This is a genomic window from Flavonifractor porci (assembly GCF_037572415.1).
Lineage (GTDB): Bacteria > Bacillota > Clostridia > Oscillospirales > Oscillospiraceae > Flavonifractor > Flavonifractor porci.
The window spans coordinates 1-12,471 of record NZ_JBBHLB010000011.1; the positions used below are offsets into that span (position 1 = coordinate 1).

14 protein-coding genes are annotated in these 12,471 nt (G+C 60.6%); 3 read left to right on the forward strand and 11 right to left on the reverse strand.

Annotation, left to right across the window (positions count from 1 at the left end):
• Window positions 1-413: 413 nt before the first annotated feature.
• From WHJ28_RS10615 to dnaA, 11 genes are all read right to left on the reverse strand, one after another.
• Window positions 414-788 carry an SHOCT domain-containing protein gene (locus WHJ28_RS10615; protein WP_340042099.1) on the reverse strand — a complete coding sequence of 125 codons (375 nt, stop codon included), beginning with the start codon at window positions 786-788 and terminating at the stop codon, window positions 414-416.
• A 3-nt stretch (window positions 789-791) separates the two neighbouring features.
• Window positions 792-3,299: a DNA gyrase subunit A gene (gene gyrA / locus WHJ28_RS10620; protein ID WP_340042100.1), complete on the reverse strand. Its 2,508-nt coding sequence runs from the start codon at window positions 3,297-3,299 to the stop codon at window positions 792-794.
• A gap of 179 nt (window positions 3,300-3,478) precedes the next feature.
• The gene (gene gyrB / locus WHJ28_RS10625) at window positions 3,479-5,428 is read right to left on the reverse strand and encodes a DNA topoisomerase (ATP-hydrolyzing) subunit B (protein ID WP_340042101.1); all 1,950 of its coding nucleotides are present in this window, start codon (window positions 5,426-5,428) and stop codon (window positions 3,479-3,481) included.
• A gap of 67 nt (window positions 5,429-5,495) precedes the next feature.
• Window positions 5,496-5,759 carry an extracellular matrix regulator RemB gene (remB, locus tag WHJ28_RS10630; protein ID WP_340042102.1) on the reverse strand — a complete coding sequence of 88 codons (264 nt, stop codon included), beginning with the start codon at window positions 5,757-5,759 and terminating at the stop codon, window positions 5,496-5,498.
• Window positions 5,760-6,071, reverse strand: coding sequence for a Tat pathway signal protein (locus tag WHJ28_RS10635; protein ID WP_340042103.1), 312 nt, complete (start codon window positions 6,069-6,071; stop codon window positions 5,760-5,762).
• Between the two features lie 40 nt (window positions 6,072-6,111).
• Complete coding sequence (locus tag WHJ28_RS10640; protein WP_340042104.1) at window positions 6,112-6,234, reverse strand: hypothetical protein; 123 nt, start codon at window positions 6,232-6,234, stop codon at window positions 6,112-6,114.
• Between the two features lie 95 nt (window positions 6,235-6,329).
• Window positions 6,330-7,433, reverse strand: a complete 1,104-nt coding sequence (recF, locus tag WHJ28_RS10645; protein ID WP_340042105.1) for a DNA replication/repair protein RecF — start codon at window positions 7,431-7,433, stop codon at window positions 6,330-6,332.
• On the reverse strand, window positions 7,430-7,642 hold the full coding sequence (locus WHJ28_RS10650) for an RNA-binding S4 domain-containing protein (protein ID WP_087187244.1): 213 nt from the start codon (window positions 7,640-7,642) through the stop codon (window positions 7,430-7,432). Before WHJ28_RS10650 ends, recF begins: the two co-directional genes overlap by 4 nt.
• Complete coding sequence (locus WHJ28_RS10655; RefSeq protein ID WP_340042106.1) at window positions 7,639-8,079, reverse strand: acyl-CoA thioesterase; 441 nt, start codon at window positions 8,077-8,079, stop codon at window positions 7,639-7,641. The genes WHJ28_RS10650 and WHJ28_RS10655 overlap by 4 nt, the downstream gene beginning before the upstream one ends.
• Window positions 8,080-8,116: 37 nt before the next feature.
• Window positions 8,117-9,229 (reverse strand): DNA polymerase III subunit beta, encoded by a 1,113-nt coding sequence (dnaN, locus tag WHJ28_RS10660; protein WP_340042107.1) that lies wholly within the window; start codon window positions 9,227-9,229, stop codon window positions 8,117-8,119.
• 346 nt (window positions 9,230-9,575) lie between these two features.
• Window positions 9,576-10,892: a chromosomal replication initiator protein DnaA gene (dnaA, locus tag WHJ28_RS10665; protein ID WP_087389994.1), complete on the reverse strand. Its 1,317-nt coding sequence runs from the start codon at window positions 10,890-10,892 to the stop codon at window positions 9,576-9,578.
• A 766-nt stretch (window positions 10,893-11,658) separates the two neighbouring features.
• Here dnaA and rpmH point away from each other — a divergent pair.
• The 3 genes from rpmH (at window position 11,659) to yidD (ending at window position 12,462) form a co-directional block, all read left to right on the forward strand.
• Complete coding sequence (rpmH, locus tag WHJ28_RS10670) at window positions 11,659-11,793, forward strand: 50S ribosomal protein L34 (RefSeq protein ID WP_006570963.1); 135 nt, start codon at window positions 11,659-11,661, stop codon at window positions 11,791-11,793.
• 101 nt (window positions 11,794-11,894) lie between these two features.
• Window positions 11,895-12,242, forward strand: a complete 348-nt coding sequence (gene rnpA, locus WHJ28_RS10675) for a ribonuclease P protein component (RefSeq protein WP_340042108.1) — start codon at window positions 11,895-11,897, stop codon at window positions 12,240-12,242.
• A gap of 1 nt (window position 12,243) precedes the next feature.
• Complete coding sequence (gene yidD, locus WHJ28_RS10680) at window positions 12,244-12,462, forward strand: membrane protein insertion efficiency factor YidD (protein WP_206407218.1); 219 nt, start codon at window positions 12,244-12,246, stop codon at window positions 12,460-12,462.
• The last annotated feature ends 9 nt before the right edge of the window (window positions 12,463-12,471 follow it).

Consider the following 12,471-nt stretch of genomic DNA (forward strand, 5'->3'; position numbering starts at 1 on the left):
AGGTTAAGCGGTACAAAGCTTCCCCCCCACTGGGGGGAAGCTGGCGAGCGCAGCGAGACTGATGAGGGGGACCTTCTCTCGTGCATCCCCTCATCCGGCCCTGCGGGCCACCTTCCCCCCCCTCAGGGGGGAAGGTTAAGCGGTACAGAGCTTCCCCCCACTGGGGGGAAGCTGGCGAGCGCAGCGAGACTGATGAGGGGGACCTTCTCTCGTGCATCCCCTCATCCGGCCCTGCGGGCCACCTTCCCCCCCCTCAGGGGGGAAGGTTAAGCGGTACAGAGCTTCCCCCCACTGGGGGGAAGCTGGCGAGCGCAGCGAGACTGATGAGGGGGACCTTCTCTCGTGCATCCCCTCATCCGGCCCTGCGGGCCACCTTCCCCCCTCGGGGGGGAAGGTTAAGCGGTATATAACTCTTACAGCTCCTTCAAAATCTCCTGCCGCTTCTGCTCATATTCCTCTTTGGTGATGAGCCGCCGGTCATAGAGGGACTGGAGCTGCTCCAGCCGCTGCTCCGGGGTGCCCTTGGGGTCGTCCACCGACGCCCCCTCCTCCTCGATGTGGATCTCGGGGCCGATATACTTCTTGCCGAAGGCAGAATAGAAGTTGGTACCGGCGATGACAGCGGCAAGGATGGTCCAAAAGATGCCGAAGATGAGGCCAAAGCCCCCCACCATGGCAAACTGGGGAATGACGACAAACAGGCCGATGAGCACAAAGACGCAGCCCACCACGCCCCCCGCCACCGAGCCGGGCTTACTGGGACGGTAAGTGACCCTTTTTCTGGACATGGCTTATTCCTCCCCTTCGGTGGCGCCGGTGTCCTCCTCTTCTTCCTCGTGGTCGGTACGGGCGAAGGAGATGACCTTTACGCCCTCCTCCAGGTTCATGATCTTAACGCCCTGGGCGGTGCGGCCGTAGGTGGAGATGCCGGACACCGCCATACGGATGATGACGCCGGCATCGTTGATGACCAGCACGTCGTCGTTGTCGTTGACCACCTTGACCCCCACCACGGGGCCGGTCTTTTCAGTGACGTTGTAGCCCTTCAGGCCGTAGCCGCCTCGCTTCTGGGGACCATCGGCCCGGATATACTCGTCCATCTCGGTGCGCTTGCCGTAGCCGTTCTCGGTGATCATCAGCACCTGATGGTCGTACTTGGCCCGGGCGGCGCCTACCACGAAGTCGCCCTCCCGCAGGCTGATGCCCCGGACGCCGCAGGCATCGCGGCCCATGCAGCGCACGTCGGTCTCCTTGAAGCAGATGGCCATACCATCGTGGGTGACAATGAGGATGGCCTGCTCCCCGTCGGTCTCCCGGACGGTGATAAGCTCGTCTCCCTCCTCCAGGGTGATGGCCCGGATACCCGCCTTGCGGGCGGTGTGGATCGAGGAGAGCTGGATGCGCTTCACGGTACCGGTCCGGGTGACCATCACCAGATACCGGTCCTCGGGGAACTCCCTGAGGTGGATCATGGCGGTGACCTTCTCGTCCTGCTCGATGGGCAGCACGTTCACCAGGTTGGTGCCCTTGGCGGTGCGGCCCGCCTCGGGGATTTGGTAGCCCTTCTTCCGGTGGACCCGGCCCTTATTGGTGAAGAAGAGGATATAGTCGTGGGTGGAGGCGGTAAACACCGTATCCACATAGTCCTCCTCCTTGGTGGCCATGGCAGTGATGCCCTTGCCGCCCCGGCGCTGGGCCCGGTAGGTAGAGGCGGGGGTGCGCTTGATGTAGCCCCCGGCGGTGAGGGTAAACACGCACTCCTCCTCCTCGATGAGGTCCTCGATGTCGATCTCGTCCTCCACATCCTGGATCTCGGTGACGCGGTCGTCGCCGTACTTGTCCCGGATGGCAGTGAGCTCGTCCTTCAGCACGCCCCGGATCTTCTCCTCGCTGGAGAGCAGCTCGTTGAAGTAGGCAATGCGCTCCTCCAGCTCCTTGTACTCGGCCTCCAGCTTCTCCCGGTCCAGGCCCTGGAGGGCTTTCAGGCGCATATCCAGGATGGCCTGGGCCTGCACATCGTCCAGGCCGAACCGGTTCATCAGGTTCTCCCTGGCGTTGTCGTAACTGGAGCGGATGATGCGGATGACCTCGTCGATGTTGTCCTGAGCAATGAGCAGACCCTCCAGCAGGTGGGCCCGCTCCTGGGCCTTCTTCAGGTCGTACTTGGTGCGGCGGACGATGATCTCCTCCTGGAAGGCGATGTACTCGTCCAGGATGTGCCGCAGGGACAGGATTCTGGGCTGGGACTGGTCGTCCACCAGGGCCAGCATATTGATGGCGAAGGTGGTTTGCAGCTGGGTCTGGGCAAACAGGCGGTTGAGCACCACCTGGGGGTTGGCGTCCCGCTTGAGCTCAATGACTACCCGCATACCGTTGCGGTCGGACTCGTCCCGGATGTCGGAGATGCCCTCCAGACGCTTGTCCTCCACCTGGTCGGCCATGTTCTTGATGAGCTGGCGCTTGTTGACCTGGTAGGGGATCTCGGTGACGATGATGCGGGTACGGTTCTGGCCGAACTCCTCAAACTCGGTGCGAGCCCGGACGCACACCCGGCCACGGCCGGTGGCGTAGGCGGCACGGATGCCGGAGCGGCCCATGATGATACCCTTGGTGGGGAAATCGGGGCCCTTCACGTGCTCCATCAGGTCGGCCAGGGTGGCCTCCGGATTGTCCAGCACGCAGATGGCGGCGTTGATGACCTCCCGCAGGTTATGGGGCGGGATGTTGGTGGCCATACCCACGGCGATACCCGCGGAGCCGTTGACCAGCAGGTTGGGGAACCGGGAAGGGAGCACACGGGGCTCCTTGCGGGACTCGTCAAAGTTGGGGTCCCAGTTTACCGTGTCCTTCTCAATGTCCCGGAGCATCTCGTCGGAGATCTTGGACATCCGGGCCTCGGTGTAACGGTAGGCGGCCGGGGGGTCGCCATCGATGGAACCGAAGTTGCCGTGGCCGTCCACCAGGGGATAGCGCATGGAGAAATCCTGGGCCAGACGGACCAGGGCGTCGTATACGGACTGGTCGCCGTGGGGGTGGTAGCGGCCCAGCACATCGCCCACGCAGGTGGCGGATTTCTTAAAGGGCTTGTCAGCGGTCAGGTTGTCCTCATACAGGGCGTACAGGATGCGCCGGTGGACGGGCTTCAGGCCGTCCCGCACGTCGGGCAGGGCGCGGCCCTTGATGACGCTCATGGCGTACTCGATATAGGACTGTTCCATCTCATGCACCAGGGGCGCGGTAACGATGGTCTGGTCCGGGTACCGGATCTCCTCCGGATCGTACTGTGGCTTTTTGCTCATGCTGTTGCCTCTCAATCTTCATGATAGGGAATCTGTTCCGTACAAGCTTCCCCCCTGTGGGGGGAAGCTGTCAGCCGCAGGCTGACTGATGAGGGGTTCTTTCCATCGTGGGCCCCCTCATCCGGCCCTGCGGGCCACCTTCCCCCCTGTGGGGGGAAGGTAATATGGAATACAATCCCTTAATAGTCCAAATTCACCGCGTACTTGGCGTTGCGCTCGATGAACTCCTTCCGGGGCTCCACCTTCTCGCCCATGAGGACGGTGAAGGTCTGGTCGGCCAAAACGGCGTCGTCCAGCTCGATGCGCTTGAGGGTGCGCCGCTCCGGGTCCATGGTGGTCTCCCACAGCTCATGGGGGTTCATCTCGCCCAGGCCCTTATACCGGGAGATATCCACCTTGGCGTTGGGGTTGTCGCCCCGCAGCTCGGCGGACACCTGGTCCCGCTCCTCGTCGGAGAAGGCCACCCGGGTGGTCTTGCCCCGGGTCAGCTTGTACAGCGGAGGCACGGCGGCATAGACGTAGCCGTGCTCGATGAGGGGCCGCATAAAGCGGAAGAAGAAGGTCAGCAGCAGGGTGCGGATGTGGGAGCCGTCCACGTCGGCATCGGCCATGATGATGATCTTGTGGTAGCGCAGCTTCTCCAGGTCGAAGTCGTCCCCGATGCCGGCGCCCAGGGCGGTGATAACGGGGGTCAGCTTGTCGTTGCCGTACACCTTGTCGGCCCGGGCCTTCTCCACGTTGAGCATCTTGCCCCACAGGGGGAGGATGGCCTGGAACCGGCTGTCCCGGCCCTGGGTGGCCGAGCCGCCTGCGGAGTCGCCCTCCACGATGTACAGCTCGGTGAGCTCAGGGTTGACCTCGTTGCAGTCCCGCAGCTTGTCGGGCATGGCGGCGCCGCCCAGGGCGGTCTTGCGGCGGATGGACTCTCTGGCCTTGCGGGCGGCCTCACGGGCCCGGTTGGCCATGAGGGCTTTCTCCAGAATGGCCTTGCCCACGGCGGGGTTCTCCTCCAGGTACTCGGACAGCTTCTCGGTGACGATGTTGTTCACCAGAGTACGGATGGAGGCGTTGCCCAGCTTGGCCTTGGTCTGGCCCTCAAACTGGGCCTCGGTAAGCTTGACGGAGATGACGCAGGCGATGCCCTCACGGCAGTCCTCGCCGGACACCTTGTCCTCGTCCTTGAGGATCTTCATTTTTTTGCCGTAGTTGTTGAGCACAGTGGTGAGGGCCCGCTTAAAGCCCTCCTCATGCATACCGCCCTCGGGGGTGTGGACGTTGTTGGCGAAGGAGACGATGGTCTCGTTGTAGCCGTCGTTGTACTGGAAGGCCACCTCCGCCATGGAGTCCTCTCTCTGCCCCGCCACATAGATCACGTCGGGGTGGATGGGGTCCTTGGAGCGGTTGATGTAGGACACGAACTCCCGGATGCCGCCGGCGTAGTGCATGGTGTCGCTCTGCTCCCTGCCGGGGCGGTTGTCGATGGTGTGGATCTTCAGGCCGGCGTTGAGGAAGGCCTCCTCCCGCATCCGGGTGTGGAGGGTCTCGTAGTTGTACTCGGTGACCTCAAACATCTCGGGATCAGGTTTGAACACCACCTCGGTGCCGTGGCGGTCGGTGTCGCCCACCACCTGCATGGGCTGGGTCACCTTGCCCCGGGAGAACTTCATCTCGTAGATCTTGCCCTCCTTGTGGACCCGGACCTCCAGCCACTCGGACAGGGCGTTGACCACGCTGGCGCCCACGCCGTGGAGGCCGCCGGACACCTTGTAGCCGCCGCCGCCGAACTTGCCGCCGGCGTGGAGGATGGTGAACACCACCTCCAGGGCGGGCAGGCCGGTCTGGGGCTGGATGTCCACGGGGATACCGCGGCCGTTGTCCACTACCGTGATGATGTCGCCCTCTCCGATGGAGACGGTGATCTCATCACAGTAGCCCGCCAGGGCTTCGTCGATGGAGTTGTCCACGATCTCGTACACCAGGTGATGCAGGCCGGACTCGCTGGTGGAGCCGATATACATACCGGGGCGCTTGCGGACGGCCTCCAGACCCTCCAGCACCTGGATCTCGGAGCCGCCGTATTCATGCTCCACCTGGGTGGTGTTCAGTTCCAATTCTAACTCGTCAGACATAATAACCTCCGCTAGATTCACCATAGGTTGGGTATGGCTCTGTGAGAGCGGCCATACCCTCAATTTTTTATTCAAAACTGTTGTTCTCCGCCCGGCGCAGCAGGGTGGCGGCGGAGAGCTGGCACAGGTAGACCACCGGCAGCCCCTCCCGCCGGGCGCACAGCACAAAAGAGCGGGGCAGATCGTCGGACACGTTGACCAGCCGCCCCTCCTTCTCGGCCCGCTCCAGAAAAGACCGGGTCAGGTGGGAGGAGGAGGTGTTGTCCAGATCGAAGAGGCCCACCACATCTCCAAAGGGTACCACCACGCTCTGACCGATGTGCAGATACATCTACTTGCCCTCCTTCTTGTCCCGGACGATTTTGGGCCGCCACAGCCAGCGGTACAGCTTCCAGCCCAGAAAGAGCCCTACAAAAAAGCCCAGGGCGGGCAGGCCGGGAATGAAGAGCAGCTGGGTCACCGGGGAGGTATCCGCCTCCCACAGGTTGAGCCGGTGGACCACAATGGCGGCCGTTACCAGAACGGCAGCCGCCGGTGGGATCAGCTTCCACAGCCTGCTTCCCTTCCGGGTGAACTGGCACACCAGAAATTCCAGCAGGAAGCCCCCCACCAGGGGGACCAGGGCAAGGATCAAAAGTATCATAGTGTTCTCCTGAATCTGATCTGTATCATGGGCCGGTTTGTCATCCCACCAGTACGCCGTTGTGAATGTGGAAGGTCTTGCCCTCCCCCAGCCGGTCCAGGCTCATTTCTTCACAACAAGTGATAAACCCCCACAAAAGGCCCGCCTTTTGTGGGGACCCCATATTTTCACATCCTCGGGGCAAATGAATTGCCCCTGCGGCAAGATTTGTCCTTCGGACAAATGCTTGTACGGCGCAAGCGCCGAACCAGGTGTTCATCACACCAAAGTTCCATTGTGAATATGGAAGGTCCGCCCTTCTCCCAATCGGTCCAGGCTCATTTCCTCGCAGCAGGTGATGAACACCTGGCCCCCGTTGATGCGTTTGAGGACAAATTCCTGCCGTTTATGGTCCAGCTCGGACAGTACGTCGTCCAGCAGCAGCACCGGCCACTCCCCTGTCTCCTGGAAGAAAATTTCCCGGGAAGCCAGCTTGAGGGACAATGCCGCCGTCCTGGTCTGGCCCTGGGAGGCGAAGGTTTTGGCGCTCACCCCGTCCAGTTCCACGATCAAGTCGTCCTTATGGGGCCCCGACAGGCACTGCCGGGCCTCCAGCTCCGCCTTCCGGTGGGAATCCTGATGTTTCAGCAGCTGCTCCAGCAGGGTGCGGGTGGGGGCCAGGGGATCTTCAATGGTGCTTACCGTCTGGTAGCCCAGCCCCAGCTCCTCCCGTCCCCCGGAGAAATCCCGATGGATGGGGGGCGTCACCTCCTGGAGCCGCTTGATGAAGTAGGCCCGGTAGTGGATGAGCATGGCCCCGGTCTGAGCCATGCGCAGATTGAACTCGTCCAGGGTGTCCAGCAGCGAGGGATGCTCCTCCCAGTCCCGCAAAATCCGGGTCTTATGTTCGTAAAGACGCCGGTATTCCGCCAGCGCCTCGGCATATCTGGGCCGCAGCTGGCAGATGCAGTCGTCCAGAAACCGGCGGCGCACCGCGGCCCCCTCCCGGATGAGCCACAGATCCTCCGGGCAGAACAGCACCGTGTTGAGCACCCCCGCCAGCTCCCCGGCGGTTTTTAATTTCACGCCGTTGGAAAAGAGCTGCCGCCGCACTCCCCGGCCCAGCTTGGCCTCCAGGGTGAAGTCCCGCCCCCGGGAAAAGACCTCCGCCTTTACAAAGGCGTGGTCCACCCCCATCTGGATCAGCTCCCGGTCGTACCGGGCCCGGTGGGAGGAGGCGGTGGACAGGTAGGCGATGCCCTCCAGCAGGTTGGTCTTGCCCTGGGCATTCTCCCCCCAAATCACATTGACGTTGGGAGAAAAGCTGCCCTCAAAGTGGAGATAATTGCGAAAAAAGTCCAGGCAGACCGACTTTACGATCATAAAACTTCCACGCGCAGGTCGTCCAGGGTGACCACGTCGCCGGGGCGCAGCTTCTTGCCCCGCATGGTGCACACCTCGCCGTTGACCTGGACCTCTCCGTCCTGAATGCGCTCCTTGGCCTCCCCGCCGGTCTCCACCAGACCCTCAAATTTCAGCAGGGATTCCAATTTGATAAATTCCGTTGTGATTTTGGACTGAATGGTCTTCATACTTCCGAATTTCTCCCTTCTTCGTGCAGGGATCGCAGCAGTTCCCACAGTTCAGGCAGGGCCTTTTTCAGGGCCACCGGCCGGGCCTTGGCCCGGTCATAGAAGAAGTGGCCGGAGGCGCCCTCCGCCCGCAGCTCCCCGGTGTCGGCGTTGACCATCCTGTAGGACAGCTGCATTTTGGCGGGAGACAGGGACTCCACCGCCATATGGATGGCTACCGTCTCCCCGAACCGGGTCATGGAGCGGTACTTACAGCTGACGTCGGTGACGGCAAAGTCGATGCCCGCATCCACCGCATGGTGGTAGCTCCAGCCGATCTGGTCCATAAAGTCGGTACGGGCCTCCTCCATCCAAAGGATATAATTTCCATGGTGGACGATGCTCATGCCGTCGGTCTCATAAAATTGAACCTTGTGCAGGTAAGGATGCAGTTCCAAGGTGTTTTTCCTTTCTTTCAGAACCTCTGTGCCCAATTTATTCCCCGGCCTTCAGGCGGACGGGCAGTACCATATACAGGAAATTTTCCTCCCCCTCGGTGGGCAGGATGACGCAGGGGGACACGCTGGTGGACAGCTCCAGCCGCACCTTGTCCGCGGGGGCGGCTTTCAGGGCATCCATTAGGTACTTGTTGTTGAAGCCGATCTCCAGACCCTTGCCGTCGCCGGTGACGGGGCACTGGTCATAGGCGTCGCCGATGGCGGTTTTGGTGGAAATCTTCATCAAACCGTCCTCAAACACGCACCGCAGGGGACATTTCAGCTTCTCGGTGATGATGAGGGAGACGCGCTCGATGGAGGAGAGCAGCGCCCGGGTCTCGCCCTCCAGGCAGATGTCGTTGCTGCGGGGGATGGCCTGGCGGTAGGCCAAAAACTCACCCTCCAGCCGGCGGGTCACCAGCATGGTGGAGCCGGCCTTGAACATGACGTGCCGGGCGCCCTGAGTCACCGACACCGGCTCGTCGCAGTCGGTGCAGATTTTTTCCACCTCGGACAGGGCGGAACCGGGGACAACAAAGGAGAATTCCGGGGCGCCGTCCTTTTTGTCAATGGCCTCGTGGCGGAGGGCCAGCCGGAAGCCGTCCACCGACACCACGGTGAGGCCGTTTTCGTCGGCCTCAAAGAGGGAGCCGGTGTGGACCGGGCGGCTCTCGTTGTCGCTGACGGCGAAAATGGTCTGGGAGATCATGGCTTTCAGCTTGGACTGGGACAGGGTGAGGGAGTTCTGATATTCCACCGTGGGCAGCTCGGGGAATTCCTCGGGATCGGTGCCCAGAATGTTGAACTCGCTGGGTCCACAGGTGATGTGGACCATATAGTTGTCGGTCTGGAAGGTGACGATGTCGTCAGGCAGCTTCCGAATGATCTCGCCGAAGAGCCGGGCGGCCAGCACCAGGGTGCCGGTCTCGCTGATGTCGGCAGGGACAATGGTGCGGATGCCGGTGTCCAGATTGTAGCCGGTGAGCCGCAGCTCCTGTCCGGCCTCCAGCAGGATGCCTTCCAGAGCAGGAATGGAGCTCTTGGGGGAAACGGCACGGGAGGCGGTGGAGATGGCGGATTGCAGCAGTGCTTTTTCGCAGGAAAATTTCATATTTGTTCGGTCCTCCGTTTCGTGGGGAGAGAAGGGGCTCCCCGGGATCTCTCGCGCTCCTCCGGAGAGAGGAGGGATATAGTTCGTAATAGTAAGTCGTAGGGGAAAACATTGTGGAAAAGTGGCGAAACTCCTTGAGGCCCATGGTTTGGCTCGTCCACAGGGGGTGTGGACAAAAAAGAGGGGGTTTCCACAGGGGAAAAAGAGCAAAAAAGTTTTCCACATTCCCTTTTCCACATCTCCCCGAAAGAGGGTGGAAATGTGGAAAGCGGTCTGGAAACCGAATTACCAGTCGAAATCCAGTTTCATTCATATTTATGCAGGAGTATTCATAGGCAATTCAGGCTTATTCATACCGGGCGTTGATGTTGGCGTTGATGTCCTTGATAACTTCTGCAATTTCGGGGCTCTGCTTGGTCAATTTCTCGATGCGGTCAATGGAGTGCATGACGGTGGTGTGGTCCCGGTTGTCAAATTCCTTGCCGATCTCCTTCAGAGACAGGTTGGTCATGCGGCGGATCTGGTACATGGCGATCTGCCGGGCCAGCGCGGTGTCCTTGGTGCGGCCCTGGCCCCGGAGGGCCTCCTCGTCGATGTTGTAGAACTTGCTGACCTCGTCGATGATGATCTCCGGCGAGGGGAGGAACTCCGCCTTGTCCTTGAACATATCCCGGACGGCCCGGGTGACGGTGTCCACGTCCACGCTCTCCCCCATCAGCTCCTGGAAGGCCAGGATCTTGTTGACGGTGCCCTCGATCTGCCGCACATTGGAGGTGATGTTCTCGGCGATATATTGGAGGACGGGATCGGGCAGGTTCATGCCCCGGCGGATGGCCTTGGTTTTGATGATGGCCACGCGGGTTTCGTAGTCGGGGGGCTGGATGTCCACGGGCAGGCCCCACTCGAACCGGGTACGCAGCCGGTCGTCCAGCCGCAGCATCTCTTTTGGGGGGCGGTCAGCGGTGAACACGATCTGGCGTTTGGCCTCGTACAGGGTGTTGAAGGTGTGGAACATTTCCTCCTGGGTGGACTCACGGCCGGCAATGAACTGCACGTCGTCCATGAGGAACACGTCGGCGGAGCGGTACTTTTCCCGGAACTCCGGGTTGCGGCCCTCCCGGATGGCCTGGATCAGCTCGTTGGTAAAGGAGTCACCCTTGATATAAACGATGCGGTAATCGGGGTGGGCCTGATGGATCTTGTGGGCGATGGCGTAGAGCAGGTGGGTCTTGCCCAGGCCGGACTCGCCGTAGATGAACAGGGGGTTGTAGGTCTGGGCGGGCTGCTCGGCCACCGCCAGGGCGGCGGCATGGGCAAACTTGTTGGAGGCGCCCACCACAAAGCGCTCGAAGGTGTATTCCTCGGTGCCCGGGAGGAATACGTCGTCCACCTTCTTCTTGCCGTAGCCCTCCAGCTCCCCCTCCCCCAGCACCACCACCTCAAAGTCGGAGGAGAACAGCTCATGCAGGGCCTTCTGGATGTTGGGGATGTAGCGGGAGTTGATGATATCCCGCTTGAAGTTGGTGGGGGTGTGGAGCACGAACCGGTTGGACTCCAGCGCCACGGGGGTGGCGTCGTCAAACCAGGTGTTGATGGCGGTGGCTGTCATCTCCCCCTCCATCAGAGAGAGGACCTTGGCCCAGAGATCGGCCGGTAGATTCACGGAAAGACCACCTCTTTTGTAGAATAGATGGCCGCTGTGGGCGCAGCAAAACAAGACCTTGAAAGCCTGGGCTTTCAAGACCTGGGTCGTGGATGCTGCCGCCAGCGGCGGGAGTACAGATAATTTAACGCATACCATTATAATGCGTACGGAACAAAGCCGAAATCCTTGGTTTTCAAGGTTTTCGGCTTTGTTCTAGTGCAAGAATTTTGGACAATAGTTCCCAAAATCCTTGCACCTTTCATTGGAACGCAGGACGTTCCAATGAAAATACGCATTGTAACAATGTCTGAATTCCATAAAACGGCCTCCCTGAGCCGTTTTATGGAATTGCGCGGCTGCTGCCGCGCAAATAAACTGATTTGCAGTTTATTCAGTAGACATTATTATAGCAAATCACCCTGTGGAAAGCAACGATACAATTATAAAAAGAAACTACTTTTCCACACAAGTTTCCACACAGTCTGACGGTGGCCAGAACAGCCGCCCCTATCCAGAGCCTCAAAAAGAATGGGGCAGAAGGGCTTATGCGTGGGGGTGCGCTCAACAGGGGCCACAAGATATGGTATTTCTCCCGTGGACCCGGAAAAAAACCAAAAAAGAAACCAAATTAGTGGTTGACAGCCCATTTTGAAATAGGCTATAATACCATGTGCATCATGTAAACTGCTATGGTGTAAAGCAGTTTTGTTTGACGACCGCAGCCGAAAGGCTGTTGTGGTGGGCGGGGCAACCCGCTTGATTTTTGTACAGGAGGTGTCCCAACATGGTTCGTACCTATCAGCCCAAGAAGCGCCAGCGCTCCAAGGAGCACGGGTTCCGTAAGCGTATGCGTACCGCCAACGGCCGCAAGGTCCTGGCTCGCCGCCGCGCGAAGGGCCGCGCCCGTCTGACCCACTGATGGGTCCGCAAATGGAATAGGGCATTTCATAGGGGCGGGGGAGCTTTTCCCACCGCCCCTGCGCAGCATACGGAAGTTTGGACCGGGAAAGGAGGACCGCCGTGGAGCACACCGTATCCCTTAAGCAAAATCATGTGTTCCGCCGCCTTTACAGCAAGGGCAAAAGAGCGGTCAATCCCTGTCTTGCGCTCTATTGCAGGAAGAACAACTCCCCCCGCAGCCGTCTGGGCATCACCGTGGGGGTGAAGGTGGGCAAGGCGGTGATCCGCAACCGCACCCGCCGCCGCATCAAGGAGGCCTACCGCATCCATGAGGACCGCTTTCTGCCGGGGTATGACCTGGTGGTGGTGGCCCGGGTGAGGGCCGGCCACAGCCGGTATCGGGAGGTGGAGCGCAGTCTCCTCTCTCTGGCGGACAAGCTGGGTCTGCTCCGAAAGGAGGAGTCCTGAGTTGAAGCGCCTTCTGCTCTGGCTCATCCGGTTCTACCGCAAGCATATCTCTCCTGCCCGTCCCCCCTGCTGCCGTTTTATCCCTACCTGCTCCCAGTATGCGCTGGAGGCGGTGGAGAAATACGGTGCGCTTAAGGGGGGCTTTTTGGCCATTCGCCGTATTCTGAAATGTCAGCCCTTCCATAAGCAGGAATCCATCGAGTACGACCCCGTGCCGTAACGGCAAGAC